The sequence below is a fragment of the Sphingomonas lutea genome (assembly GCF_014396785.1).
Taxonomy (GTDB): domain Bacteria; phylum Pseudomonadota; class Alphaproteobacteria; order Sphingomonadales; family Sphingomonadaceae; genus Sphingomicrobium; species Sphingomicrobium luteum.
Window position 1 is genome coordinate 257,404 of record NZ_CP060718.1, and the last position, 25,877, is coordinate 283,280.

24 protein-coding genes, 1 tRNA gene and 3 pseudogenes are annotated in these 25,877 nt (G+C 68.3%); 16 read left to right on the top strand and 12 right to left on the bottom strand.

Annotated elements, in window-relative coordinates; genetic code table 11:
- The first annotated feature begins 23 nt into the window (after nucleotides 1-23).
- Complete coding sequence (locus tag H9L13_RS01320; RefSeq protein WP_187540032.1) at nucleotides 24-1,523, top strand: lipopolysaccharide biosynthesis protein; 1,500 nt, start codon at nucleotides 24-26, stop codon at nucleotides 1,521-1,523.
- Here the strand turns inward: H9L13_RS01320 and purH are convergent.
- From purH to H9L13_RS01340, 4 genes are all read right to left on the bottom strand, one after another.
- Nucleotides 1,520-3,109 (bottom strand): bifunctional phosphoribosylaminoimidazolecarboxamide formyltransferase/IMP cyclohydrolase, encoded by a 1,590-nt coding sequence (gene purH, locus H9L13_RS01325; RefSeq protein ID WP_187538349.1) that lies wholly within the window; start codon nucleotides 3,107-3,109, stop codon nucleotides 1,520-1,522. The genes H9L13_RS01320 and purH overlap by 4 nt on opposite strands.
- A gap of 113 nt (nucleotides 3,110-3,222) precedes the next feature.
- Nucleotides 3,223-4,875: a heparinase II/III family protein gene (locus H9L13_RS01330; protein ID WP_187538351.1), complete on the bottom strand. Its 1,653-nt coding sequence runs from the start codon at nucleotides 4,873-4,875 to the stop codon at nucleotides 3,223-3,225.
- A complete protein-coding gene (gene rpe, locus H9L13_RS01335) occupies nucleotides 4,872-5,534 on the bottom strand; it encodes a ribulose-phosphate 3-epimerase (protein WP_187538353.1) in 663 nt (220 codons plus the stop codon). Before rpe ends, H9L13_RS01330 begins: the two co-directional genes overlap by 4 nt.
- Nucleotides 5,535-5,552: 18 nt before the next feature.
- A complete protein-coding gene (locus tag H9L13_RS01340; protein ID WP_187538355.1) occupies nucleotides 5,553-6,809 on the bottom strand; it encodes an RsmB/NOP family class I SAM-dependent RNA methyltransferase in 1,257 nt (418 codons plus the stop codon).
- Nucleotides 6,810-6,837: 28 nt separating this feature from the next.
- Here H9L13_RS01340 and H9L13_RS01345 point away from each other — a divergent pair, with 28 nt between their 5' ends.
- The gene (locus H9L13_RS01345; protein ID WP_235091049.1) at nucleotides 6,838-7,002 is read left to right on the top strand and encodes a DUF1674 domain-containing protein; all 165 of its coding nucleotides are present in this window, start codon (nucleotides 6,838-6,840) and stop codon (nucleotides 7,000-7,002) included.
- Here the strand turns inward: H9L13_RS01345 and H9L13_RS01350 are convergent.
- Both H9L13_RS01350 and tsaD read right to left on the bottom strand, forming a co-directional pair.
- Entirely contained in the window at nucleotides 6,999-7,988 is a 990-nt protein-coding gene (locus H9L13_RS01350; RefSeq protein WP_187538357.1) for an NAD(P)H-dependent glycerol-3-phosphate dehydrogenase, read from the bottom strand. The genes H9L13_RS01345 and H9L13_RS01350 overlap by 4 nt on opposite strands.
- A pseudogene (gene tsaD, locus H9L13_RS01355) lies at nucleotides 7,985-9,015 on the bottom strand (tRNA (adenosine(37)-N6)-threonylcarbamoyltransferase complex transferase subunit TsaD). Before tsaD ends, H9L13_RS01350 begins: the two are co-directional and overlap by 4 nt.
- A gap of 44 nt (nucleotides 9,016-9,059) precedes the next feature.
- Here tsaD and hemC point away from each other — a divergent pair.
- The 5 genes from hemC (at nucleotide 9,060) to H9L13_RS01380 (ending at nucleotide 13,278) form a co-directional block, all read left to right on the top strand.
- Nucleotides 9,060-9,980, top strand: coding sequence for a hydroxymethylbilane synthase (gene hemC, locus H9L13_RS01360; RefSeq protein ID WP_187538359.1), 921 nt, complete (start codon nucleotides 9,060-9,062; stop codon nucleotides 9,978-9,980).
- Complete coding sequence (locus H9L13_RS01365) at nucleotides 9,977-10,639, top strand: uroporphyrinogen-III synthase (RefSeq protein ID WP_187538361.1); 663 nt, start codon at nucleotides 9,977-9,979, stop codon at nucleotides 10,637-10,639. Before hemC ends, H9L13_RS01365 begins: the two co-directional genes overlap by 4 nt.
- Nucleotides 10,636-11,433: a hypothetical protein gene (locus H9L13_RS01370; protein WP_187538363.1), complete on the top strand. Its 798-nt coding sequence runs from the start codon at nucleotides 10,636-10,638 to the stop codon at nucleotides 11,431-11,433. The genes H9L13_RS01365 and H9L13_RS01370 overlap by 4 nt, the downstream gene beginning before the upstream one ends.
- Before the next feature lie 128 nt (nucleotides 11,434-11,561).
- On the top strand, nucleotides 11,562-12,653 hold the full coding sequence (locus H9L13_RS01375; RefSeq protein WP_187538365.1) for a serine hydrolase: 1,092 nt from the start codon (nucleotides 11,562-11,564) through the stop codon (nucleotides 12,651-12,653).
- Complete coding sequence (locus tag H9L13_RS01380; protein WP_187538367.1) at nucleotides 12,634-13,278, top strand: prolyl hydroxylase family protein; 645 nt, start codon at nucleotides 12,634-12,636, stop codon at nucleotides 13,276-13,278. Before H9L13_RS01375 ends, H9L13_RS01380 begins: the two co-directional genes overlap by 20 nt.
- Here H9L13_RS01380 and H9L13_RS01385 read toward each other — a convergent pair.
- The 3 genes and pseudogenes from H9L13_RS01385 to H9L13_RS01395 form a co-directional block, all read right to left on the bottom strand.
- Complete coding sequence (locus H9L13_RS01385; RefSeq protein ID WP_187538369.1) at nucleotides 13,275-14,054, bottom strand: sulfite exporter TauE/SafE family protein; 780 nt, start codon at nucleotides 14,052-14,054, stop codon at nucleotides 13,275-13,277. The genes H9L13_RS01380 and H9L13_RS01385 overlap by 4 nt on opposite strands.
- A 28-nt stretch (nucleotides 14,055-14,082) precedes the next feature.
- Nucleotides 14,083-15,021: pseudogene (locus H9L13_RS01390) on the bottom strand (MBL fold metallo-hydrolase).
- A gap of 73 nt (nucleotides 15,022-15,094) precedes the next feature.
- Nucleotides 15,095-15,169, bottom strand: a tRNA-Gly gene (locus H9L13_RS01395).
- A 169-nt stretch (nucleotides 15,170-15,338) separates the two neighbouring features.
- Between H9L13_RS01395 and H9L13_RS01400 the strand changes: the two genes are divergently transcribed.
- Both H9L13_RS01400 and H9L13_RS01405 read left to right on the top strand, forming a co-directional pair.
- A complete protein-coding gene (locus tag H9L13_RS01400; protein ID WP_187538371.1) occupies nucleotides 15,339-16,244 on the top strand; it encodes a tetratricopeptide repeat protein in 906 nt (301 codons plus the stop codon).
- On the top strand, nucleotides 16,241-16,873 hold the full coding sequence (locus H9L13_RS01405; protein ID WP_187538373.1) for an LON peptidase substrate-binding domain-containing protein: 633 nt from the start codon (nucleotides 16,241-16,243) through the stop codon (nucleotides 16,871-16,873). The genes H9L13_RS01400 and H9L13_RS01405 overlap by 4 nt, the downstream gene beginning before the upstream one ends.
- A 33-nt stretch (nucleotides 16,874-16,906) precedes the next feature.
- Here H9L13_RS01405 and H9L13_RS01410 read toward each other — a convergent pair whose 3' ends face one another.
- Nucleotides 16,907-18,121 (bottom strand): FAD-dependent monooxygenase, encoded by a 1,215-nt coding sequence (locus tag H9L13_RS01410; RefSeq protein ID WP_187538375.1) that lies wholly within the window; start codon nucleotides 18,119-18,121, stop codon nucleotides 16,907-16,909.
- Nucleotides 18,122-18,223: 102 nt separating this feature from the next.
- Between H9L13_RS01410 and H9L13_RS12995 the strand changes: the two genes are divergently transcribed.
- The 5 genes and pseudogenes from H9L13_RS12995 (at nucleotide 18,224) to ribA (ending at nucleotide 23,278) form a co-directional block, all read left to right on the top strand.
- Complete coding sequence (locus H9L13_RS12995; protein WP_425326489.1) at nucleotides 18,224-18,598, top strand: DNA translocase FtsK 4TM domain-containing protein; 375 nt, start codon at nucleotides 18,224-18,226, stop codon at nucleotides 18,596-18,598.
- Complete coding sequence (locus H9L13_RS01415; protein WP_425326490.1) at nucleotides 18,592-20,541, top strand: DNA translocase FtsK; 1,950 nt, start codon at nucleotides 18,592-18,594, stop codon at nucleotides 20,539-20,541. The genes H9L13_RS12995 and H9L13_RS01415 overlap by 7 nt, the downstream gene beginning before the upstream one ends.
- A 101-nt stretch (nucleotides 20,542-20,642) precedes the next feature.
- Nucleotides 20,643-21,305, top strand: coding sequence for an outer membrane lipoprotein carrier protein LolA (locus tag H9L13_RS01420; RefSeq protein ID WP_244954818.1), 663 nt, complete (start codon nucleotides 20,643-20,645; stop codon nucleotides 21,303-21,305).
- A gap of 154 nt (nucleotides 21,306-21,459) precedes the next feature.
- Nucleotides 21,460-22,242, top strand: coding sequence for an exodeoxyribonuclease III (locus H9L13_RS01425; protein ID WP_187540036.1), 783 nt, complete (start codon nucleotides 21,460-21,462; stop codon nucleotides 22,240-22,242).
- Nucleotides 22,239-23,278: pseudogene (ribA, locus tag H9L13_RS12875) on the top strand (GTP cyclohydrolase II). Before H9L13_RS01425 ends, ribA begins: the two are co-directional and overlap by 4 nt.
- A 3-nt stretch (nucleotides 23,279-23,281) precedes the next feature.
- Here the strand turns inward: ribA and H9L13_RS01440 are convergent.
- Nucleotides 23,282-23,935, bottom strand: coding sequence for a YggS family pyridoxal phosphate-dependent enzyme (locus tag H9L13_RS01440; protein ID WP_187538378.1), 654 nt, complete (start codon nucleotides 23,933-23,935; stop codon nucleotides 23,282-23,284).
- Nucleotides 23,936-23,956: 21 nt separating this feature from the next.
- Between H9L13_RS01440 and H9L13_RS01445 the strand changes: the two genes are divergently transcribed.
- Nucleotides 23,957-24,439, top strand: coding sequence for a thiamine phosphate synthase (locus H9L13_RS01445; RefSeq protein WP_187538380.1), 483 nt, complete (start codon nucleotides 23,957-23,959; stop codon nucleotides 24,437-24,439).
- Between the two features lie 89 nt (nucleotides 24,440-24,528).
- Here H9L13_RS01445 and H9L13_RS01450 read toward each other — a convergent pair whose 3' ends face one another.
- Nucleotides 24,529-25,236 carry a porin gene (locus tag H9L13_RS01450; protein WP_235091058.1) on the bottom strand — a complete coding sequence of 236 codons (708 nt, stop codon included), beginning with the start codon at nucleotides 25,234-25,236 and terminating at the stop codon, nucleotides 24,529-24,531.
- 188 nt (nucleotides 25,237-25,424) lie between these two features.
- Here H9L13_RS01450 and H9L13_RS01455 point away from each other — a divergent pair, with 188 nt between their 5' ends.
- Nucleotides 25,425-25,859 (top strand): DUF3576 domain-containing protein, encoded by a 435-nt coding sequence (locus tag H9L13_RS01455; protein WP_187538382.1) that lies wholly within the window; start codon nucleotides 25,425-25,427, stop codon nucleotides 25,857-25,859.
- Nucleotides 25,860-25,877: the final 18 nt, after the last annotated feature.

Here is a 25,877-nt window from a genome sequence, read left to right on the forward strand (position 1 = left end):
CCGCGGCTCCACCCGCCGCCGACATGGCGGCCCTGGCGCGCGGCGGGCGAATCAACTTCCTCGGTTTCGTCCTGCGCCTGATCGCGCGCGTGCCGTTCCTGTTCATCGCGGGCCGGATGTACGGAGCCGAGGCGCTTGGCCGCTTCGCCTACGCCGTGCTCGTGGTCGAGTTCGCCGCGCAGATCGCCACGCTGGGCCTCAAGCGCGGACTGGCCGAACAACTCGCGCAGACCGACAAGCCCCACGTCAACGTCGTGTGGGACGCGTTGCTGGTCGCGGCCGTCGGATCATTCTTGGCGATGGGGCTGCTGTTCGCCTTCCCGCAGGCGATGTTCCCCAACAGCCGCATCTATGGGCTCGAATGGTTGCTGCCGATCGCGGTCATCGCCCTGGCCTGGTCCGAAGTGATGCTGTCGGCGCTGGCGTATCGCCATGACGTCGGTGCAACAGTGCGCGCCCGCGCGATCGTCGAGCCGTGGACAATCAGCATCGCCGCCTTCGCCCTTGCGTTCGTGTCCAAGCGCGATGGCCTGATCTTCGCCTACGCGCTGTCGATGATCGCGGCGGTCGTCGCCTCGACCATTCCCTTCCTGCGCAGCTACGGTTTGCCAAGGGGATGGCGTCCGTCGCCCGGCGACTTGCGGCGGATGATCCGCCGCAATCTCCCCCTCGCGGCCGCCGACGCGGTCGAATGGGGATCGCGGCGGGTGGATATTGCCGTGCTCGGGCTGTTCTTTTCGCCCGCGGTGGTCGGGATCTATTACGTCGCGCAAAACGTCGCTTCGCTGCCGTCCAAGCTCAAGACCAGTTTCGACCCGATTCTCGGCCCGGTCATTGCGCGCAACCTTGCTGCGGGGGACATGGCGGCGGTGGCCAAGCAGGTGCGGCAGGTCGGTTTCTGGGTGATCGGCGCGCAGATGGGGGTGGCGCTGGCGCTCGGCATCCCGGGCGAAGCCGTGATGGGCCTGGTTGGGCCGGCGTTCGTGGCCGGGACGGCGGCCCTCGGCTTCCTGCTTGCCGCCGAGGTGGTCGCGGCAATGGCGGCGGTCAGCGAAGCTGCGCTGATCTATACCGCGCGCCACCGCAACATGATGCTGAGCTTCATCATGATCGCGCTTCAGGCGGCCTTCTCGGTCGCCCTGATCCTCATCATGCGCAAGCTCGACTGGCCGCTGATGTGGCAGGCGACGGGCCCGGCGGCCGGGCTGATGCTCGCGCTGGGCTTTGCCGCGGTGACCAAATCGATACTGCTCAGCCGGATACTGAAGGCGCCCGTATCGGGCTGGCGCTGGCCGCTCATCTGGGCCGCAATCGCCGGCGTGATTGCCGGGCAACTGGCGATCCTGGTGCCCGAATGGGCCGAGCTTTTGTTCGGCGTCCCCGCGATCCTGCTCGCGTTCGGCTACGTCCTGTGGACGCGCGGGTTCGGACCGGACGACCGCGAGCTGTTCAAGATGCGCAAGGCCGACATCAACGAGATGAGCCTGCCGTCGCCGGCTGAAAGCCCAAGCGCGCCGCGTTAGTGTCGGAAGTGGCGCATGCCGGTGAATAGCATGGCCAAGCCTGCCTCGTCGGCCGCAGCGATGACCTCGTCATCGCGGATCGACCCGCCGGGCTGGATGATCGCCGTCGCACCGGCTTCTGCCGCCGCAAGCAGGCCGTCTGCGAAAGGAAAGAAGGCGTCCGACGCGACCGCCGAGCCGATCGTCCGCGGCTCGGCCCAGCCGTGCGTTTCCGCCGCTTCCCGTGCTTTGGCGGCCGCGATGCGCGAGCTGTCGCGGCGGTTCATCTGGCCAGCGCCAATGCCCACAGTGACCCCGTCCTTGGCATAGACGATGGCGTTGGACTTGACGTGCTTGGCGACGGTCCAGGCGAACAGGCAGTCGGCGACTTCCCGGTCGGTCGGCCGGCGCTTAGTCACGCATTTCAGCTGGTCGCGAGTGATCGCGCCATTGTCGCGGTCCTGCACCAGCAGGCCGCCGGCGATGACCGCCAGGGTCTGCCCGCCGCGCGCCGGATCGGGCAGGTCGCCGGTCAGCAGCAAGCGGAGGTTCTTCTTGCGCGCAAAGATCTCGCGCGCCGCGGCGTCGGCATCGGGCGCGACGACGACTTCGGTGAAGATGGCAGTGATGGCCTCGGCGGTCGGGCCGTCGAGCGGCTGGTTGACCGCGACGATCCCGCCGAACGCCGACACGCTGTCGCAGGCCAGCGCCTCGTTCCACGCGTCGACCAGGCTGCCGCGCGTCGCCACGCCGCACGGATTGGCGTGCTTGACGATGACGACGCTGGGGCCGCTGCCGCGGAACTCGGCGGCGAGTTCGAGCGCGGCGCTGGCGTCGTTGAGGTTGTTGTAGCTGAGTTCCTTGCCCTGGACCTGCTCGGCCTGGGCGATGCCCGGCGCGGCGGGCCCGACGGGCAGATAAAGCGCGGCCTTCTGGTGCGGGTTTTCGCCGTAGCGCAGCGGCATCTTGAGCCTTGAGGCGAAGCTCCACGTCTTGGGAAAGCGCTCGCCTTGGTCGCCGAACGCGAACCATTGCGAGATGGTCGAGTCATAAGCGGCTGTCAGCGCATAGGCCTTGGCGGCGAGTTTCTTACGGAAGTCGAGGGTCGTCCCGCCTTGCTCGTCGAGCTGGGCGAGCAAGGTCTCGTAATCCGCGGGATCCGTCACGATCGCAACATGGGCATGGTTCTTGGCCGCCGAGCGGACCATTGAGGGGCCGCCGATATCGATATTCTCGATGATCGTGTCGCGGTCGGCGCCGCTCATCAGCGTGTCGAGGAACGGGTACAAATTGACCACGACGAGGTCGATCGGCGCGATGTCATGTTCGGCCATCGACGCCGCATGTTCGGGATTGTCGCGCACCGCGAGGAGGCCGCCGTGGACCTTGGGGTGGAGCGTCTTGACGCGTCCGTCCATCATTTCCGGAAAGCCGGTGAGGTCCGAAATGTCGCGCACGTCGGCGCCCAGGTCCCGCAGTTTGGCGGCGGTGCCGCCGGTCGAGACGATCTCGACATTGTGGCGCTTGAAGCCGACGGCAAGCGTGTCGAGCCCGGCCTTGTCGGACAGCGAAATGAGCGCCCGGCGAACGGGGACGAGGTCGGTCATGGAGAATCCTTGGTCAGTTTGTTGCCGTCATTGCGAGGAGCGAAGCGACGAAGCAATCCATCGAAGGGTACGGCATTGGATTGTTTCGCTGCGCTCGCAATGACGTCACGGGATCAACTCGTCCGGCGGAACTGCCAGCCGATTTCGCCGCCGAGCGCGGAGACTTCGCCGACGATCACGAGCTGGGTCGTCCCCCGGGCTTGCCCGCGGCCGTCAATCCACAAGCTCTCCTCGATCGTCAACATCCCGCCGCGGCAGCGGAAATTCCATGGCGGCGCGCCGCGCGAGCGAAGGATGGCACCCATGCCGTCGGCGGTCGCAGTCGCCTCGATCCCCGGGGCGAGGTGGAATCGCACCGCATATGGCGCGGCTTCGCGGATGCGCTTGCGTCCCTTGGCCGTAAGCTGGTCGAGCCCGCGCAATTCCTTGCCGTCATTGCCGAGCATCAGGCTGCGCTTGTGGGCGAGGCCGAAGGTGCGGACGTAACCGTCGTGGCTGGCCTCGATCCGGCTTGCGTCATTGCCCTCGCTGCGTTCGATCCCGACATCTTCGACCCCGCGGCCGAGCGAGCCGTCGGCGAGGATGCTGGTCGAATTGGTGTCGTCGAGGACGAGCGTGCTGTGCGCGGCGGTGGTGCGCAGGCCCTGCACCAGTTCGGGCGACAGCGCGGTCGGGAGCGGGCCGGGACCGCCGCAATTGACGACCAGGCGCTGGGCGCCGTCCGACATTTCGATCGCCAGCGTCGAGGCCGCGCCGAAGGCCGAGAAATGCTTGGGCGGCGGCGGCGCGCCGTCGAGCACGACGATCGTCCCCAGCGCCGACATCCGCTGATAGCCCCAGCCCCGCGCCTGGCGCAGCGGCCGGGCGCGCAGGCCGCAGCCGTCGATCAGCGCCGCCAGCCGCGCCGCTTCCCCCGGGTTGCAGCTTTGCCAGCTGGACAAGGCGCCGTCGCCCAAAGTGACGCCATGAAGCGCCGCCAGCGCGGCCGCCGACGCCGTCTCGATCCCGTCGGGGATGGTCTGCTTGGCCGCGCTGTAGCAGGAGCGGAGGAGCCCGAGGCGGTCAACCAAGAGCATCTGTTCGAACGGCGAGCGGCTGACCAGCCCGCCGTCGTCGAACTGCGCGCCGGTGAGCGCCCGGGCCAGTCCGGCTTCGCCCCGTGCGATGCGCGGAACGCCGCCCTGCACGAGCAGGCCGGCGGCGACCACGCCGCACCAGGCGGTGATTCGCGGCAAACCCTGCGGCGCCTTTTCCGCCTGGCCGTCGAGATGCCGAGCGCCGCGAGCGAGCGTGTTGAGCAAGGCGCTGCGGTAGCCCGCGTCTCCGCTCGACAGGATATAAGGGGCGTAGGCCGCCCAGAAGAGGATGCGTTCGCCCCACAGATGCGGCGCCCAGGCGGCGTCGGGCCTGCTGCCATGCGCCAGCAGCCAGCGGCCGACCATCGCTTCGGCCAGCCGTGCCCCGCTTTCGCGCGAGGCGGCGGCGGCAAGGTCGCGCAGCCAGGAGAAGCCCTGCACCTGCTCGGCCAGCGCGCCGCTTGCGCCGAGCGCGGCGAAGTCGAGGTCGGCGAGGGGCCGCACTTCGCTGCCGAAGGGGAATTGCCCGGCGAGCAAGGCGTCGCCGCGCTTGCGGTCGCCGGCGACATGGTCGCGCGGCACGGCGACGAGCTTGAGCGGCTGGCGCGACCGCTTGAGGCGGGAGAGGAGCGAACCGCGCGCCAGCTTGCGCACGGCATCGCGGTCGGCCCCCGGAAGGCCGAAGCTCATCCCGCGCCTCGAAGCGCCTGGATATTCGCGGCGTAATGGTCGGGACCGCCGCGGAAGGCCGCAGTTCCAGCGACGAGGACGTCCGCGCCGGCATCGATCGCCTGCGGCGCAGTGGCGGCGTCGATTCCGCCGTCGACTTCCAGCCGGACATCAAGGTCGAGCTTGGCGATGCGGTTGGCGATGGCCTCAATTTTCTTGAGCTGGCTGGCGATGAACTTCTGCCCGCCGAAGCCCGGATTGACGCTCATCACCAGGACGAGGTCGATGTCTTCGAGCACGTAATCGAGCATCTTGGCGGGCGTTGCGGGGTTAAGCGACACGCCCGCCTTCTTGCCCAGGCCCTTGATGCGCTGGATGGTGCGGTGGAGGTGCGGCCCGGCCTCGGGATGGACGGTGATCACGTCGGCCCCCGCCTCGGCAAAGGCATCGAGGAACAGATCGACCGGCGAAATCATCAGATGGACGTCGAACGGCTTTGCGGTGTGCTGGCGGAGCGCCTTCACCACCCCCGGGCCGATCGTCAGGTTGGGGACGAAATGGCCGTCCATGACGTCGATATGGATCCAGTCGGCGCCCGCCTCGTCGATGGCACGCACTTCCTCCCCCAGCCGGGCGAAATCGGCGGACAGGATCGAAGGCGAAATGAGGGGAGCGGCCATGTGGCCGATTAGACGCGATTAACGGTTGCGGACAAGCCGCGCCATGAAGAAGCCGTCGAGCCCGCCTTCGGCTTCGATCAGCCCGGGCAGGATGCGCACCCACCCTTCGGGCGATGGCGTCATGACGGCGGGCAATTCGCCGTCCGCCGGCACCGCGATCGCAAAGCCTTGATTGGCGGCCAGCCATTCGCTCACGACGTCCTCACCTTCTTCGGGCTCAAGCGAGCAGACGGCGTAGATCAGGGCACCGCCCGGCCGCAGCCATGACGCGGCCCGGTCGAGGAGGCGGCGCTGGAGCGCGGCGGAGTCGGCGATGATCTTCGGCCGGGCGCGGTAAAGGACCTCGGGATGACGGCGGAACGTCCCCGTCGACGAGCATGGCGCATCGAGCAGGATGGCATCGACCTGCCGCCCCGGGCTGAACGTCAGCGCATCGGCCTCGATCAGGTTTGCCGTCAGCCGGGTGCGCTCGAGATTTTCGCGCAGTCGTCCAAGACGACTTTTGGAATTGTCGATCGCAGTAACCTTGTGACCCGCTGCAGCCAGCTGCATCGTCTTTCCGCCGGGGGCGGCGCACAGGTCGATCACGTCCACGGCGTCGCCGGGAATCATGCGCGCCGGAAGCGAGGCGGCAAGATCCTGGACCCACCATCCGCCCGCTTCGAAGCCCGGCAGTTCGGCGACCGCGCTGCTATCCAGCCGGACGTGCCGGGGCGTGAGCGACGTTCCGGCATTGTGCGCCGCGAACTCTTTTGCGACGGCGTCATCGGCGAAGCTGAGGTCGAGTGCGGGGCGGCTCGCAATCTGGCGGCGTGCGGTCGCGACCGCGTCGGCACCCCACGCCTTTTCCCACCGCGCCTCGACATCGTCAGGCAGGCGCGGTGCGGACATGTCCGGCAAGCCGCGGCGAAGCAAGGTGCCGAGCACGCCGTGGACCAGCCGCCGCGGCCCGCCGTCGACCAGCGGCAAGGCGGTCGCGACCAAGGCGTGGTCGGGGGTGCCGAGCCCGGCCTTTTGCGCCAGCGCCAACCGCAGCACCATGCGCGCCTTGCTGTCGTCGGGCAGGCGTTGCCGGGTCGCGCCGTCGATCAGCGCGTCGAGGTCGGGAATCCGTCGCAGCGTTTCCCCCGCGATGCCGATCGCCAGCGCCTTGTCGTTCGGGGCGAGGCCGCCGGCCTTGTCCGCCGCGGCGTCGAGCGTGCGCCCCTGGCGCAACACGGCATCGAGGATCTGCAGCGCCGCGCGGCGCGCGCCAAGGCCTTCAACCCTTGGCATCGAGGTCCGCGCCGCCCATCTTCGCGGGGTGAAGCGCCCCAAGCATCTCGACCCGCCCGCGCATCTTAGCCCGTCGCCGCCAATTCCCGCGCCGGCCGAGGCCGCGCCCGAGCCACCGGCCGGCGAGAAGCCACGCCCGGAGCCGACCCGTTATGGCGACTGGGAAAAGAACGGGATCGCGATCGATTTCTAATCTTCCTCGTCGCCCGGCGGGCGGCTGAGCATCGTTTCGAGCAATTCGTCGATCCCGACGCGGCCTTCCAGGAGATCGTTGACCGCGGCGACGATCGGCATGTCGATGCCGCGCTCGACCGCAAGCCGGTGCAGTACCGGCGCGGTATGCGCGCCTTCGGCGACGGTCCGGCGGTCGGTCATCAGCGCGGCGACATCCTGGCCTTCGCCGATCGCCTTGCCGAGCGAGAAGTTGCGGCTGCTGACCGACGAGCAGGTCAGCACCAAATCGCCAAGGCCCGACAGGCCGGCGAGCGTTTCGCGCCGCCCGCCCAACGCCAGCCCGAAACGCGTCATTTCCGCAAAGCCGCGCGCGATCAGCGCCGCGCGGGCATTCTGGCCTAGCCTTTTGCCCTCGACGATGCCGCAGGCGATGGCGAGGACATTCTTGACCGCCCCGCCGACCTCCGCCCCCGCGACATCGTCGGTGCAATAAGTGCGGAAGTTCACGCGATTGATCCGTTCGCGCAGCGCCTGACCGAGCGGGCGGTCGCCGCACGCCAACGTCACTGCGGTGGGAAGCCCGGCGGCAACTTCATGTGCGAAGGTCGGCCCCGACAGCACGGCGATCGGCGAATCTAGCCGCACTTCACGCGCGACGTCATGGAGCAGTTTGCCACTTCGCCCCTCGATCCCCTTGGAGCAGAGGACGAGCGGGATGCTGCCGCGCGGCGCCTGGTCGAGCACGCTGCGCATGTGCTGCGCGGGGGTGACCATCAGCCACGCGTCGCAGTCGGCGAGGTCGCCGAGGTCGCCCGTCGCGCGGATCGCCGGATCGAGCGGCAAGCCGGGAAGGTAGACGCCGTTTTCGCGCCGGTCGTTGATCGACCCGACCACCTCCTCTTCGAGCGCCCACAGCAAGGTTTCACGCCCGCCCTTGGCCGCGACCTGGGCCAGTGCGGTGCCCCAAGCGCCGCCGCCGACCACCGCGATCCTGTTGATGTTCATGCCTTGACCCCCGCCCCGCGCACTTTCTCCGCCCCCTCGTCGAGCGGCCACCGCGCCCGCGCCGGCACATCGAGCGAATCGACGCGGCCCGTCGCCAGACGTTCGGCGCCGGCCCAGGCGATCATCGCCGCATTGTCGGTGCACAGCCAGCCGGGCGGGGCAACGAAGGCGCGCTCACGATCGTGCGCGAGTTGCCGGAGCGCGGTGCGGACCGTGGCATTCGCCGCGACGCCGCCGGCCACGACCAGCGTCCGCGCCGCGCTCTGCGCGAACGCGCGCGCCGTGCGGTCGACCAGGCAATCGACCACGGCTTGCTGAAAGCTCGCCGCGATGTCCTCGGGCCGATGATCGCCCGGCGCGACCGCGCGCTGCACCGCGCTTTTCAAGCCGGCGAAGGAGAAATGCGGCTCGGCTGAGCCGAGCAGCGGGCGCGGCAGCGGCACTGCGCGGGCGTCGCCACGCGCCGCCAGCGCTTCGATCGCCGGTCCGCCGGGATAGCCGAGGCCGAGCAGTTTCGCGGCCTTGTCAAAGGCTTCACCGGCGGCATCGTCGATGGTCGTCGCGAGTCGCCGGTAATCCCCCACCCCGCGCACCTCGAGCAGCTGGCAATGGCCCCCGACACGAGCAGAAGCAAATAGGGAAAGCCAAGGTCCGGATCGACCAGTCGCGGTGACAGCGCGTGCCCTTCGAGGTGATTGACCGCGATCAGCGGCTTGCCGGCCGCGAATGCAAGCCCCTTGCCCGCGAGCAACGCGACCATCACGCCGCCGATCAGTCCCGGCCCCGCCGTCGCGGCAACCGCATCGACGTCGTCGATCGCCAGCCCTGCCTCCGCCAGCACGCCGCGGATCAGCGAGGGCAGGATTTCCGCATGGGCGCGCGCGGCGATTTCCGGAACCACCCCGCCATAGGGTTGATGTGCCGTATTCTGGCCGACCACGGCTTGCGCGAGGATCCGGCGGTCCGCGGTCACCAGTGCGACCGCGCTGTCGTCACACGAGGATTCAAGGCCAAGGATCACGGTCATTGCGTTCGGCGCCCTTTGCCTGATCGCAGGGACATGCACTAGGGGTGGGGGATGCAGGGACTACGGCTTGGGACGCGGGGTCGCCACTGGCGCTGGCCCAGTCGCGCAAGGTGGCGGCGGCGATCGAGACCGCGCAGCGCTGGCCGGAGGGCTACGTCGAGCTTGTCCCGGTGACGACGACCGGCGACGTCATCCAGGATCGACCGCTCGCCGACGTCGGCGGCAAGGCGCTGTGGACCAAGGAGCTCGACAAGGGCCTGCTCGACGGCAGCCTCGATTTCTGCGTCCATTCGATGAAGGATGTCGAAAGCGTCCGTCCCGCGGGCATCCACATCGCCGCGATCCGCCCGCGCGGCGACGTCCGCGACCGTATCATCGGTGCCGAGTCGATCGCCGCGCTGAAGCAGGGCGCGGTCGTCGGCACATCCTCGCCGCGCCGTGCCGCGCAATTGCTGCGCTTGCGCCCCGACCTGCAGATCGTGCCCATTCGCGGCAATGTCGAAACGCGGCTGGCGAAGGTCGAGCGTGGGGAGGTCGATGCGACCTTGCTGGCCTCGGCGGGGCTCAAGCGGCTCGGCCTCGATGCCGGCGCTGCGATCCCGACCGAAATCATCCTCCCCGCCCCCGCCCAGGCGGCGATCGGGATGGAGTGCCGCGCCAACGACACGCACACCCAATCCGTGCTGACCACCGTCAATAACGACATCACCTATGCCTGCGTCATGGCCGAGCGCGCCTTTACGCGGGCCCTGGGCGCGAGCTGCGCCTCGCCCGTGGCTGCCTTTGCGGTGCTTGAGGACGGTGATTTGCGGATGCGGGCGCAGATCTTCAGCAGCGACGGCAAGGACATGGTCGAGGACCGCGCCGCCTTCGACTGCGGCGACGATGCCACGCCCGAGGCGCTTGCGCGCCAGATGCTGGACGCGGCGCCGCCGTCAATCCGGAGGCTGTTCAGCGCGTCATGACCCGCGTGCTCGTCCTGCGGCCCGAGCCAGCCGCGAGCACGACCGTCGCCCGCGCCCGCCAGCTTGGCCTGGACGCGGATGCGGTTCCGTTGTTCGAGATCGAGCCCGTCGCGTGGAACGCGCCCGAAGCAACTGTCTTTGACGGGTTGCTTGTCACCAGCGCCAACGCGGTCCGGCATGGCGGCGAAGCGTTGCAGGCAGTACGCAGCCTGCCCGTCTACGCCGTCGGCGGAGCGACAGCGGCGGCGGCGCGCGACGCCGGGTTCGACATTGCGAGCATCGGCAGCGCGGGCGTCGACGACCTGCTCGACTCGGTTTCGCCCGACCTCAGGCTGCTCCATCTCGCCGGCGCCGACCGTAAGCCGCCCACCGAATCGCGCCAGCGGATCACGCCGGTGACGGTCTATCGGTCTTGTCCGCGCGAGGTCGCATTGGGCGAGGTGGCGGGTGCCGTGGCGCTGATCCATTCGCCCCGCGCCGGCCGCCGCTTCGCCGAGCTCGTTGAAGATCGAAGGACGGTCACGCTCGCCGCGATCAGCCCGGCCGCGGCCGATGCGGCCGGCGCGGGCTGGTGCAAGGTTGCGGCGGCTGAGACGCCATCCGACGAGGCTTTGCTGGCCCTCGCCGCACAGCTGTGCAAGACACTGCGCCCGTCATGACGGTTAGCACTTCCCGGACCAGCTGGAGCGCGCGGCTGCTGATCGGCCTGGTCCTGATCATTGCCGGCGCAGCCGCCGCGACCTGGGCGCTCGCCCGCTACGAGCCCGCCGCCGAATTCCTTGGCGTGACGCAGCCCGCGCCGCCCGAGCCATCGCCCCAAGCGGCGATTTCCGCGTCTCCCGCTGCGCCTGACGCGACGGCTGCGCCGATGCTCGCGAACCAAAGTCTCGCCATGCTCGAAGCACGCCTTGCCCGGGTCGAAAATGCGACGCAGCAGGCGCAGGGCTCCGCCGGCCGCGCCGATGCGCTGGTCGTCGCCTTCGCGGCGCGGCGCGCAATCGATCGCGGAGTCGCGCTCGGCTATCTCGAGAACCTGCTGGTGGAGCGGTTCGGCGCACGCCAGCAGCGGGCCGTCGGAACGATCATCGCCGCATCGCACAAGCCCGTGCGCCTCAACGACCTGCTGGCGGAATATGAAACGCTTGGACCCGAACTCCGCCGGGGCGGGCCGCAGGACAGCTGGTGGACCAATTTCAAGCGGGAGCTTGGGTCGCTGATCGAAGTGCACCGGGCGCATGAACCGTCGGTCAATGCCGACGCGCGCTACAATCGCGCGGTCCAGCGGCTTGCCGCCGGCGATGTCGACCAGGCGCTTGCGGAAACCATGCGCCTGCCCGGCGCGGTGCGCGCCCAGGGCTGGATCGACAAGGCGCGGCGCTATGTCGCGGCGCATCGCGCACTCGACGAGATCGAGTCCGCGGCACTCCTGACCGGCAACGCATCCCCGCGCTGACCTCGTTCGAAAGTGGGTTGGCAAGCGGACTCGACAATGCGATTCTGCGCGCATTGGCACAGCGTCGGTTCAGCCGGACCATGCCAAGCAACTGGGAACATGACAAAAGTTCGGGGGAGTAAGCCGTCATGACGTCAACCTGGAAGCGCGTTGGACTGGGGCTCGTGCTCGCCGCCGGGGCGCAGGTCACCGCTTCGGCCGCGACCCAGGCCGTCGCGCCGGCGCCGGCGCCGCGAATCGTCCGCGCCGGCCCCTCGGCCGTTGCGCCGGTAGCGCCCGCCTATCTGCGCGACCGCATCAATACGCTTGGCCGGCAATTCGATGGACGCGTCGGCATTGCCGTTCGTTCGGTCGACGACGGCTGGGTCGCCAGCTGGAAGGGCGATGAGCTCTACCCCCAGCAGAGCGTAAGCAAACTGTGGGTCTCGATCACCGCGCTCGACGCGGTCGACAAGGGCCGCGTGCGCCTCAACGACAAGGTCACGCTGACGCGCAGCGACCTCACCCTGTTCCACCAGCCGATCGCGCAGAAGATCCTCGGCGGCGGTCACACCACGACTCTGAACGCGCTGATGTGGGAAGCGATCACCAAGAGCGATAATACGGCCAACGACAAGCTCATGCGATCGGTCGGCGGGCCTGAGGCGGTGCGCAACATGATCGCCGCCAAGAAATTGGGCGCGATCCGCTTCTACGACGGCGAGCGCGCGCTGCAGAGCAAGATTGCCGGCCTGATCTGGACGCAAAGCTATTCGGTCGGCGGCGCTTTCTACCAGGCGCGCAATGCGCTTCCCGCGACGGTGCGCAAGGCCGCGTTCGACCGCTATGTCGCCGATCCCTATGACGGCGCGTCGCCCAATGCGATCGTCAATGCGCTGGCGCGGCTCAAGCGCGGCGAATTGCTGTCGCCCGATTCGACGCGGCGGCTGCTGTCGGTGATGGGCAATACGCGCACCGGCGCCAATCGCCTGAAAGGCGGGCTCAAGCCCGGCTGGACGCTCAGCCACAAGACCGGGACCGGCCAGGTCTATGGCCCCTTCCAGGCGGGCTATAACGATATCGGCGTGCTGACCGGGCCCGACGGGCGCAGTTACGCGGTTGCGGTCATGATCAAGAAAACTTCGACGCCGCTGCCGACGCGCATGACGCTGATGAACAATGTCGTGCGTGCGGTGATCACCCAGAACGAGATCACCGGGGGTGCGCCCCTCGCCGGGTAATGGCGCGACCGCGGCGCGCCTCGCCGCCGTGCCCGGCATCCAGCGGGTGCCGACCCGCGCGCTCGAATTGTTCATCCTGCGCGGCGTCCTGGACGCGGCGACCTGTGCGGCGCTGATTGCGCAAATCGATGCGCGCCGCCGCCCGTCGGAGATCGCCGACGACGTCGGAATCGCCAATTTCCGAACGAGCGAGACGTGCGATTTCGATTGGCGCGACCCTGTCGTCAGCGCAGTCGATCGCCGCATTGCCGACCTGCTCGGCCTCCCGCTCGGCGCGAGCGAGCCGCTGCAGGGCCAGCGCTATGCGCCGGGGCAGGAATTCAAGCCGCATACCGATACCTTCGAGCCCGGCGGCTATGATTATCTGGTTCACACGGCGGCCGGCGGGCAGCGCACGTGGACGGCGATGATCTACTTGAACGCGCCCGACGACGGCGGGGCGACGCGCTTCAAGCAGATCGGCAAGACGGTGCAGCCCGAAGCCGGCAAATTGCTCGCCTGGAATAATCTGCTGCCCGACGGCCGTCCCAATCCGGCGACCTTGCACCAGGGCATGAAGGTCCGCCGCGGAACCAAATATGTGCTGACCAAATGGTTTCGGGAACGCGCCGCCGACGTGGCCTAGAAGGCGTCCCCGTAACTTTTCCACAGCATGTAGGCGGCGACGGCGAAGATCAGGCCGGCAAACACCCGGGTCAGCTGTCCCTTGCTCGACAAATGCCCGGCGGCGCGCGCGCCGGCGAGGCTGCCGAGAACCCCGCCAAGGATGAACAGGCCGGCCAGCGCCCAGTCGATCAGGCCCGACAGCGCATAATTGCCCGCCGTCGTCAGGCCGAAGGCGGTGACCGCGACCAGGCTGGTCCCGACCGCATTGATCGTCGGCATGCCCGTCGCCGCGATCAGCCCGGGCACGATCAGGAAGCCGCCGCCAATCCCGAAAAAGCCCGAGAATGCGCCGGTCCCGAACCCCGCCGCTCCGATCTTGGCGCCGTTCCCCTGATGATATTGCGCTTGCGCCACTCCCGCGTCGAAGCGGCGGCGGAGCATCAGGACGCCGACCAGGATCATCACCAGCGCGAACAGGAACAGCAAACGGTGGCCGTCAAAGGCCTTGCCCGCGGTCGAGCCGAGGAAGGCGCCGACCACGCCCGCGGCGGCGTACATCAATCCGCTGCGCCATTTCACATGGCCGTGCCGGGCATGGTTTCCAAGCCCGAGCGCGGCGTTGGCGGCGACCGCCAGCGCGCTGGTGCCGATGGCCACGTGCGGATCGTCCACACCGACCAGATAGACCATCAGCGGCACTGCCAGGATCGACCCGCCGCCGCCGACGAGGCCGAGGGAGAAACCGACAAGCAGACCGGAGAAGATCCCCGCCGCTATCTGCGCTGCATCGAGCATTACGCCATAACGTGCGCGGTGAGGACCATCACAGCCGGTCGACCGGCAGCTTGAGATAGCTGACGCCGTTTCCCTCGGGCGGCGGGAGATGGCCGGCACGCAGGTTCACCTGCAACGCAGGCACAATCAGCTTGGGCATGGGCAGCGACGCATCGCGCGTTGTCCGCATCGCCACGAACGCATCCTCGCCGATCCCGTCATGAACGTGGACGTTGGCCGCTTTCTGCGCGCCGACGGTGCTTTCCCACGCATATGCGTCGCGGCCGGGCGCCTTATAGTCGTGGCACAAGAACACCCGCGTCGCCTCGGGCAGCTTCAGCAACCGCCGCACCGACCGATAGAGCTGCCGCGCATCGCCACCCGGAAAATCGGCACGCGCCGAGCCATAGTCGGGCATGAAGATCGTATCGCCGGTGAACAAGGCATCGCCGACCACGAAGGCCATGTCGGCCGGCGTGTGGCCGGGCACGTGGAGGCAGGTCACGGGGATGTCGCCAATGCTCAGCGCGTCGCCGTCATCGAGCAGCCGGTCGAATTGCGAACCGTCGCGCGCGAAGTCCGGACCTTCGTTGAAAATCTCGGCGAATGCCGCCTGCACCTGCTTGATATGCCGGCTGATCGCGATCCGTCCGCCCAGCGCTTCCTTCAAATGGGGCCGCGGCGGTGAGATGGTCGGCATGGGCGTGAGTCTCGAGGATCCAGTCGATGCCGAGCTCCTCGGCGCGGACATGAGCACGATCGCGTCCGCCGAAGCGCGGTTGGTCCGTCCCGAGGCGTGGTCGTAATTCCAGACGCTGTCGATGATCGCCGCGCGCCGCGTTACGGGGTCGCTGACGACATAGCTGACGGTAAAGGTCGGCTCGTCGAAGAAGGCCCGGACGTCGGGCCGCGCGATGTCACCGCGCAATGCCGCTTTGACCTGGCTGGAAGCCTGCACAAGCGCCGCATCGTCAGGTTGGCCCGTCATGCGCCGGTCATAGCCGGTTGCTTGACCGAACGCACCGAGGTGCGCGCGGCGGCCCTTTTGGTGTGACGGCTGCTGGAGCGGGCGAAGGGATTCGAACCCTCGACCCCAACCTTGGCAAGGTTGTGCTCTACCCCTGAGCTACGCCCGCTCTGAGCTGACGCCGGGGCCGCGCGATGGCGCGTTCCGGCGGAGGTGAGGCGCGCGACTAGCATCGGTCACAGCGTCCCGCAAGCGGTGGCTGAGTCAAGCTTGTGGCTGTCGCCCGGGCCGACCATATGGGCAGGACCGCAAGAATGACGAAGGGAGTCCGAAGGAACGTGGCGACACTTGGCCTGACCGAAGAGGACCGCAAGGCGATCGAGCGATTCCAGCAGGACGTCATCGAGCCGTCGATGACCAAGCTCGTCGTGCTCGATTTCTGGGCCGAATGGTGCGGCCCGTGCAAGGCGCTCGGCCCGGTGCTCGACAAGGTCGCGCAGGATTATGCGGGCAAGGGCGTGGTCCTGGCCAAGCTCGACGTCGACAAGGAAAAGTTGATCGCCGCCCAGTTCCGCATCCAGTCGATCCCGACCGTCTATGCAATCCACCAGGGCCAACCGGTTGCCGACCTGACCAATTACCGCACCGAAGGATCGCTCAAGAAAGCGCTCGACCAGCTGCTGGCGCAGTTGAAGATTGGCGGGGAGGCGGAAGAGACGGCGCAGGAGATCGCGCCCCAGCTGGACGCCGCCGAGCAGGCGCTCGGCGCAGGCGACACCGACGGCGCGATCGCCGCATTCCAGGCCCTCCACGCCGTGGCGCCGGATAATCCGGACGTGGTTGGCGGCCTTGCACGCGCGCTCGTCGGCGCCGGACGGGTGGACGAGACCGGCGCGCTCCTCTCCGGCCTCCCCGACGATCTCGCCACAAAGCCGGAGGTCGCGCGGGCGCGCGCCGCACTTGAGCTTGCCACCGCTCCCAAGACGGAGACCGCGCCCCTCGAGGCGCGGCTTGCCGCCGACCCTGACGATCACGACACCCGGTTCGAGCTCGCGAGCGCGCAGATGGCGGCGGGAGACCGCGACTCAGCGGCCGACGCGCTGCTCGAAATCATCCAGCGCGACCGCGAATGGAACGACGGCGCGGCGCGCAAGCGCTTCCTCCAGCTGCTCGAAGCGCAAGGGCTGGAAGACCCGTGGTCGAGCGCGCAGCGGCGGCGGCTGTCGGCGCTTCTCTTCACATGAGCCGGACGGTTCGAATCCCTTTGTTTCCGCTGGCGGGCGCGATCCTCTTTCCCCGCTCGCAGCTGCCACTGCACATTTTCGAACCGCGCTATCGCGAGATGGTGCGCGACGCGATCGAAGGCGCGGGCCGCATCGGCATGATCCAGCCGCAGCGCACCGACGACGATCTGGCCCCGCTCTACGGCGTCGGCTGCATCGGCGAACTCGTTGGTGTCGAGGAGATGGAGGACGGCCGCTTCAACATCGTCCTCCTTGGCTCCGACCGCTTCCGCCTACTGGGCGAACCCGCGCTCGAAACCGCCTATCGGATCGGCGAGGTCGATATCGAGGCGTTTGACGACGGCGACCCCCCGCCGCTGTCGCTCGGCCAGCGCGCCGAAGTCGAGCGCGAGGCGCGGCGCCTTGGCGATGCGCTTGGGCTCACGGTCGATTGGGCCGGCGTCAACCGCCTCGACGACGAACTGCTGGTCAATGCCATCGCCCAGGTTGCGCCGTTCGATGTCGGCGCCAAGCAGGCGCTGCTCGAACAGCCGACCCTCGCCGAGCGTGCCGATCTCCTCGTTCAGCTCATGCAATTCCACCGCATGGCAGTCACCGGCGGCGTCGAGATCGAACCAACGCTGCAGTGATCGCACCGCCGGCGGGCCGCAATGCGGGCCTGCTCAGATCGGCAAACCCCGCAGCAGCAGCGGCAGATCGCCGCTGGTGCCGCGGGCTTCGCTCATCAGGCGATTGCGGACCGGCGCCAAACGGTTGATCACCCCCATGCCGAAGCGGCGGACGGCCGAGGCAGTTCGGCCGGGCACGCCGTAGATCCGCGTCAAGCTGTCGGTCGCCATTGCCACCGATAACGAATCGAGCGCGCGCCAGCGCTGGTAACGGTCGAGCAACTGTCGGTCGCCGAGATCGAGTCCAAGGCGCGCGCCTTCGACCAGCACCTGGGTCAGCGCCGCGGCGTCGCGGAAGCCGAGGTTGAGGCCCTGTCCGGCAATCGGATGAATCGCATGCGCGGCGTCCCCAACCAGCGCGAGGCGTTGCGCGGTGATCTGCGCGGCGTGATGGAAGCCGAGCGGGTAGGATGAGCGCGGCGTCAGAAGCGCGACGTCGCCGAGGAAGCCGCCCATCGCCGCTTGCGCTTCCGCGGCGAAGTCGGCGTCACTCAGCGACAGCCAACCCGCGGCGTCCTTTTGCGGCACCGACCAGACGATGGCCGAACGGTGCCCGCCTGCATCGTCGGTCATCGGCAGGAGCGCGAACGGGCCGTCCGGATAGAAAATCTCATAAGCGACATTCTCGTGCGGCCGCTCGTGGCGCAGGACGGAGACGATCGCCTGATGGTCGTAGCGCCAGCGCGCGACCTTGATGCCGGCCGCCTCGCGCGTGACGGAGTTGCGGCCGTCGGCGGCGACCAGCAGCGGGGCGCAAAGCTTTCGGCCGTCGTCAAGCGAGACGGTTACGCCGTGGGCCCCCCGATCGACATCGGCGACGCGCGATGTCCACATCAGCCAGATGTTGCGCCCCGCCGCCGCTCGCGTCCCGAGCGCCGCGCGCAAATGGCGGTTTTCGTGCATGACGCCGAGCGGCTCGTCATCCTCGGCATCGAAATGCAGCCCGCCCGGCTCAAGCCCGTCGGCGACTGCGATGCGGCGGATCGGGCATCCTTCGGCCGCAAGATAATCAAGCACGCCAATCGCGCCGAGCATGCGCATCGAGCTCGACGACACGGCGCTGGTACGGCCGTCGAACGCCACCGAGGTCCGCGGCGTCGGGTCGGCCGGGTCGACGACGATCGTCGACAGCCCGCTGCTGTCGAGCGCGGAGGCGAGCGTCAGGCCAACCAGCCCGCCGCCAAAGATGATCACGTCCGCGCGGTCCATGCGAACGCCCTAATCGCCCGGCGCTATGACGCCAAGAACTTCGCTTGACCGCGGACTCCGCGTGGGGGATTCTAGCGTCCGATCACAAGGCTGGGGGTGGAGATGGCGACGGTGGCAGCGCGCGCGCCCAAGCGGGAGCTGGGGCCCGATTGGCGGGACGCCCTGCGCGATTCGCTGCGCCGCTTTGCCGTGCGCGCGCTGGGCGCCTTGCTGTTCGCGATTGGCGCAGCCGCCGCTGTTGCGCTCGCAACGCACAGCCAGACCGACCCGTCCCTGACTACCGCCGCCGGCGGCACCCCCGCCAACTGGCTCGGACTGCCCGGCGCCTACGTGAGCGACGCCCTGCTCCTGCTGTTCGGTTTGGGGTCGGCGCTGTTCGTGCCCGTGCTGCTGCTCGCCGGTCTTCGCCTCATGCGTCTCGCCCCGCGGGGCGGCTCGGTCGTTCGCTGCAGATCGCCGCGCTCGGGGCGGTGCTGATCGGGGTCGCGCTGGGACTGACCAATGCATCGTCGGTCTCCGGCCTGCCGGCGGGCTGGGGCGGCGCACTCGGGCTCGCCGCGGCCTATGGCGTCGACAGCGCCGTCGGCCTGATCGAGAATCCGTCGATCGCGGGGCCGGTCAAGCTCACGATCTTGTTGTTGTTTGCGCTTGGGGGTCTGGCGCTCGGCTATGTCGCGCTTGGCCTCGGCCTCGATGAAAAGGACTGGATGCGAGGCCTGTTCCGCCGCAACCCGAGCGAGCGGCAAGCCGCGCCCCGCGCGACCGAAATCCGCGACGACCGGCCGGCGCCCGCCGCACCACCGCGCTCACGCCCCGCCGTCGCCGTCGCCGAGCCTGCCAAGCCCGTCGCGCCGGCCGGCCGCGGCGCGCGCAAGAGCGCCAATCAGACGACGCTGGCGCTGGGCGACAGCTTCCAGCTGCCGACGCTCGACTTGCTCGCCGCCCCGCCCGAGAAAGGCCGCCAGCAGATTGATCGCGCGGGCCTTGAGCGCAACGCGCGCCTGCTGGAAAGCGTGCTCGAGGATTTCCACGTCCGCGGCGACATCGTCGAGGTTCGCCCAGGTCCGGTAGTCACGATGTACGAGTTGGAGCCCGCCAGCGGAATCAAGGCGAGCCGCGTGATCCAGCTCGCCGACGACATCGCGCGCAACATGTCGGCCTTGTCGGCCCGCGTCGCGACTATCCCGGGGCGCAGCGTGATCGGCATCGAGCTGCCCAATCCCAAGCGCGAGACGGTCAGCCTGTCCGAACTGGTCGGGAGCCAGGCGTTCGAAGACCAGAACATGTCGCTGCCATTGATCCTGGGCAAGAATATCGCCGGCGACCCGGTCATCGCCGACCTTGCGCCGATGCCGCATTTGCTCGTCGCCGGCACGACCGGGTCAGGCAAGTCGGTCGGCCTCAACTGCATGATCCTGTCGCTGCTCTATCGCTACGGCCCCGACAGCTGCAAACTGATCATGATTGACCCCAAGATGCTCGAACTGAGCATGTATGAGGACATCCCCCATCTCCTCGCCCCGGTGGTGACCGAGCCAGCCAAGGCGATCCGCGCGCTCAAATGGACGGTCGAGCAGATGGAGGAACGCTATCGCATGATGGCCAACCTCGGCGTGCGCGCGCTGCCCAGCTTCAACGCCAAGGTGCGCGAGGCCAAGGGCAAGGGCAGCAAGCTCGGGCGGCGCGTCCAGACCGGCTATGACGCCGACAGCGGCCAGCCGCTCTATGAAGTCGAGGAACTCGACTACGAGGTGCTGCCGCAAATCGTGGTGATCATCGACGAACTTGCCGATTTGATGATGACCGCGGGCAAGGAGGTCGAGTTCCTTGTCCAGCGTCTTGCGCAAAAGGCGCGCGCGGCGGGCATCCATCTGATCATGGCGACGCAGCGCCCCTCGGTCGACGTCATCACCGGCGTCATCAAGGCCAATCTGCCGACGCGCATCAGCTTCCAGGTCACGAGCAAGATCGATTCGCGCACCATCCTCGGCGAGCAGGGCGCCGAGCAGCTGCTGGGCAAGGGCGACATGCTCTACATGCCCGGCGGCAAGCAGATCATGCGCGTTCACGGGCCCTTCGTCAGCGACGAAGAGGTGCGCGCGGTCGCCGAGCATTGGCGCAAGCAGGGCGCCCCCGATTACGTCCAGGCAGTGACCGAGGAGCCCGAGGACGGCGGTTACCTGTTCGAAGGCCAGCCGTCGGGCGAGGAAGACGCCGACACGCAGCTTTATCGCAGGGCGATCCAGATCGTCGCCGAAAGCCAGAAGGCCTCGACCTCCTACCTCCAGCGCCAGCTGCGCGTCGGTTACAATAGCGCCGCGCGGCTGATCGAGCGGATGGAGAAGGACGGCCTGGTCGGCCAGCCCGACCACGTCGGCCGCCGCGAAGTCCTCATCGACCGGGACGGCCACCCGCTTTAGTCGTGCTGCCTTCCAAGCCTGAACGTTACGGAACCGACGAATTCAGTAGGCATTCAAACCCGGATCGCCATTCTCGGCCGCAAATCCCAGGAGTTTGAAGAATGCATTTCGGCCCCACTTTCGCGCGTGCGCTTATTCCCGCTGCCCTTGTGGCCGCCGCCGCGCCCGCTGTCGCGCAGTCGTCGGACATGGCGGCGCTGCGCTCGCACATCACCTCGGTGCAAACGATGACCGCGAACTTCGTCCAGACCGATGCGCGCAGCCGTTCGGCCGCGGGCAAGCTGCAGCTCAAGCGGCCGGGCAAGGTCCGCTTCGAATATGGCAGCGGCGACTTGCTGCTCGTCGCCGACGGCAGCCGCCTCAACTTCATCGACTATCAGGTTGGTCAGAAGTCGAGCTGGCCGCTCAACCGCACCCCGCTCGGCGTGCTTTTGTCAAATTCGCCCAATCTCAACGGTCGCGCGCAGATCGTTCCGAGCAAGGATCCGCGGATCGTGACCGTGCGCGCCCGCGATCCCGCCCAATATGGGTCGGTCGTGCTTGCCTTCATCAAGAGCCCGTCCGCCCCGGTGGCCTGCAGCTCCACGGCTGGACGGCGATCGACGCGCAGAACAAGCGGACCACGGTGCGGCTGTCGAACGTGCGCTACAATGTCGCGGTGCCCGAGACCGCGTTCCGCTTCGCCGAACCGAAGAAGCGTCGCTAGATCGGTTGCAGTTCGCGACTGTTCATCGCGGCGTCAGGCGCTGACGATTATTGCCTAATTGGTTCCGCATCAAAGGCTTGGGGTTTCCCCCTGTTACCCGGGCCCGTGGAACCCCTTGCGTGACAACGCTCGGTCGGCCCTCGCTCCACGCCCCGGAGCGGGGGCCTTTTTCTTTCGCTTGGGGAGCGGCTAAGCGACCCGTCGTGACCCACATCAAGATCGCGTCCTGGAACATCAATTCGGTGCGTGCGCGCACCGCGCTGGTCGAGCAATTGATCGTCGACGAGCAGCCCGACATCCTGTGCCTGCAGGAAACCAAGGCGCTCGACGGTGTCTTCCCCGCGGCAATGTTCCACCAGCACGGTTACGTTCATCAACAGCTTAACGGGCAGCGCATGCACCACGGCGTCGCCATCCTTAGCCGCCTGCCCTTGCGCGAGCCGGGGCGGCACGACTGGCAGGACAATGGCGAAGCGCGCCATGTCGGCGTCCGGCTGGAATGCGGCATCCGGCTGGAGAATGTCTACGTGCCCGCGGGCGGCGACGTCCCCGACCGCACGCTCAACCCCAAGTTCGGCCAGAAGCTCGACTTCATCGAGCGTATGACGCGCTGGTCCGAAGCGCTTGCCGAGCCGACGATCATCGTTGGCGACTTCAACGTCGCGCCGCTGGAGTGCGACGTGTGGAGCCACAAGGCGCTCCTCAATGTCGTCAGTCACACCCCGGTCGAAGTCGCGGCGCTGACCCGCCTGCAGCAGGCGCACGACTGGATCGATATCGGCCGGCGCTTCATCCCCGCGCCGGCGCGCAACTACACCTGGTGGAGCTACCGTTCGCCCGACTGGACCAAGAACGACCGCGGCCGGCGGCTCGACCATATGTGGGCGTCGCCGGCGCTTGCCGGGCATTTGCGCGGGCACCGCGTGCTCGAGCCGTGCCGCAATTGGCAGCGTCCCTCCGACCATGTCCCGCTGATCTGCGAGATCGACGTTTGAGCGATCCGGGCCGCCTGCGCCGGGCGATCGCGGCCTTGCGCGCCGGGCGCCCGGTCGTCATCGGCGGCGCCGGCTACCTTTCGGTCGAGACGGCGACGGCGGAAATGCTGGCCTTGCTCGACCCGGAGGACCACGCCCCCTGCTGATCAGCGGGGCGCGCGCCGCCGCGCTGTCGCTCGCAAATTTGCGCGAGGCAGCGGATCCGGCGGCACCGGTCGTCATCGGCCGCGCCGAATGGCTTGGCGTGGACGCCGCGCAGGCACTCGCCGACCCTGGCCAGGATTTCGCCCGCGCGCCGATCGGACCGCTCGAGCCGCTGCCGCTCACGGATGCTCTTTCGGCATTGGCTGCGCTCACGCTCGCGCGATCGGCAGGGCTGCTGCCTGCTTTATGGGTGGTGGCGAAGACCGATGGCGCCGTGGAGGTCGAGTCGGGCGACGTCAGCGCGGCGGCGCAGGTCGACCTTATCGCCCGCGCGAAGCTCCCGCTCGACGACATGCCCGAAACGCAGATCGTCGCCTTTCGCGGTACCGACGACGGGCAGGAGCATGTGGCGCTGGTGGTCGGCGCCTTTGGCGGCGCGCCGGCGCTGGTCCGCTTGCACAGCGAATGCCTGACAGGCGATGTGTTCGGATCGCTCAAATGCGATTGCGGGCCGCAGCTGAAGGAAGCGCTCCGACTGATCGGCGCGGAAGGCGGCGGCATCCTGCTTTACCTGCGGCAGGAGGGGCGCGGCATCGGGCTTGCCAACAAGCTGCGCGCTTATGCGCTGCAGGATCGCGGGCTCGACACGGTCGACGCCAACCGCCGCCTCGGCTTTGCCGACGACGAGCGCGATTATGCCCATGCGGCGGCAATGCTGCGCGCGCTCGGCGTCGAGCGCGTCCGGCTGCTGACCAACAACCCCGCCAAGGTGCGCGGCCTGGAAGCAGCGGGGATCGCGGTCGCCGAGCGGGTCGCGCACCACATGCCCGCCAATCCACACAATGCCGACTATCTGGCCGCCAAGCGCAAGAAGAGCGGGCACCTGCCCTAGGCTTCATTCGAACAGCGCCGTCCCAATCCGCACCGCGGTTGCGCCGAGCATGATCGCGGCGCGGAAATCGCCCGACATGCCCATGCTCAAGCCCGCGACGTCATGGCGTCGCGCGATCTTGGCGAGCAAGGCGAAATAGGGGCCCGGCTCGACCCCTGCTGGCGGGATCGCCATCAGTCCGGCAAGCGGCAGCGGCGATGCGCGAACCTTGGCGAGGAGATCGCCAGCGTCGGCAATCGCGCAACCGCCCTTCTGCTCTTCCTCCCCGATATTGACCTGGACGTAGACGGCGGGCGTGCGGCCCGCTTTGTCGGCAGCCTTGACGAGGGCGTCGACCAGGCCGGTGCGGTCAACGGCATGAATGACGCTGAACAGGCGCACCGCGTCTTCGGCCTTGTTGGTCTGCAAGCGGCCGATGCCGTGCAGGCGGATGTCGGGATGGCGCGCCACGAGCGGCGGCCATTTGTCGAGCGCTTCCTGGACCCGGCTTTCGCCGAAATCGCGCTGCCCGGCAGCGATCAAAGGTTCGATCTCCTCGGCGGAGCGGCCCTTGCTGACCGCGATCAGCTGGACGCCGGCGGGATCGCGGCCGGCGATCTTGGCGGCAGCCGCCATCGCGGCAAGGATCATTTCGCGTCGATCGGCGGCGCTGGGCATTTCACGGCTATAGGAAGCGCCATGACTCCTCGCCAGAGCCCGCGCCAATGGATGATCGTCGATGCGCCTCTCGACCCGGCGACGGAGCGTGCGATCCGCCGCGCCCCGCGGGGCAGCGGAATCCTGCTGCTTGCGCATAACCTGCCGCCGCGCCAGCGGCGGGAGCTCGTCAGGCGCTTGCGACAGCTGGCGCAGGCCCGCGGGCTTGCCTTAGTCGATGAAGCCGCGCCGCGAGCAGCAGCGCGCGTGCATGATCTTCGCGAGTTGCGGACCGCCTTGCTCCGCGACACCCGCCTCATTCTCCTCTCGCCGCTGTTCGCCACGCCGAGCCATCCGGACTGGCGACCGATCCCGCGCATGCGCGCCGCGGCGCTGGCGCGGCTGGCGAATCGGCGCCTGATCGCGCTTGGCGGCATGAATCTTGCGCGTTTTCAGCGAATCAAGCCGCTGGGGTTTGTCGGATGGGCGGGGATCAGCGCCTGGGCGCGCGCGCTAATGTCATGAACGTCATGGAGTGCGACGCTTTTGCAGTGACTTTAGGCGGTGGGAGCGCCGTCACGCGAGTGAATCGCGTGACGTCAGAGGGGCACCGCTCAGAACTTGAAGGCCGTGCCCACGTAGACCGCCTGGCTGTCGCGGCGATCGTCCTTGAGCGCCGACACGCGGTCCTTTTCGACCTGGTAGCGAACGCCGCCGGTCACCGCGATCCGCTTCGACAGCGAATAGGAGCCGCCGACATCGACCGAATAATTGTCGTTCGAACGAAGCGCCGGCAGCGCCGCGCCTTCCGAGCGGTCGGCGCCGACCGCGACTCGGCCGGTAAACTTCTTGTTGAGCGAGTAGCTGACGCCCACGATCGCGCTTTCGCGGTCGCCGAGCGCGGGGACGGGGCCCTTCACCTTGGCGACATCGCCGGCAACGGCGAAGCGCCGCCAGCCGACGGCCACGCCGAGATTGTAGCTGGCCGGGGTGAGCGCGTTTACCGCCGCCGTTTCGGCAAGCTGAGTCGCCGGCGCCGTCGAGCGGGCGCGGATCGCGACCCGCACTTGCGACGGACGGCCCTTGGCCGCGGCCGGCGTGAATTGCAGGTCGGTCAGCGAGGCGGTGCGATTGCCCAACGCCGCCGCCAGCTTGGGATCGGCATTGGCCGGCGTGAACGAGGACATGGGATCGAAGCTGAGCGAAACCGCGGGCGGCCGCTTCTTGCCGGAAGTCGCCGCGAACGCCGGAGTCAGCACGAGCCCAACCGCGGCAAAGGCCGCGATCAGCTTGGCTTCCTTCCTGCGCGTAACCGTCAGCAACTTAACGCACCTTCCCTGTTCACGAGTCGATATAGTCGGGAGCACCTGAAGGTTCCATGACCTGAATCGATTCACAAGCCACCTGTTGCAGACTCATCACAAATCTGGCCCGGCGCGGGACATGCTTGCGAGTGCGCCTTGAGTATCTATAACGCGCCGACACCAAATTTGTTGGTCAAGGATCCTTGATGACTCGCCGCAAGACGATCGCTGCCGCTCTCCTGATTGCCACCCTTGTTTCGGCGGGTTGCGCCAGGTCCATCCGGACGCCGACGCAGCTCGCCCCGTCCCGTGTGACCACGATCGGCGTCAACAGCTATTTGTGGCGCGCCGCGATCGACACCGTGTCCTTCGCGCCGCTGTTGCAGGCCAACGTCAACAGCGGGGTGATCATCACCGACTGGTACACCAACCCGCGCTCGCCCGGGGAGCGGGTGAAGCTGACGGTGTCCGTGCTCGACCAGGATCTCCGCGCCGACGCGCTGCGTGTCGCCGCGTCGCGCCAGGTCAACCAGGGCGGTGCCTGGGTCGATGCCCCGGTCCAGGCCGCGACGGTGCAGAAGCTGGAGGAGATCATCCTGACCCGCGCCCGCGACCTGCGCCGCGTCGCCGTCCCCGGCTGAGGCCTGATGATCCGAGGG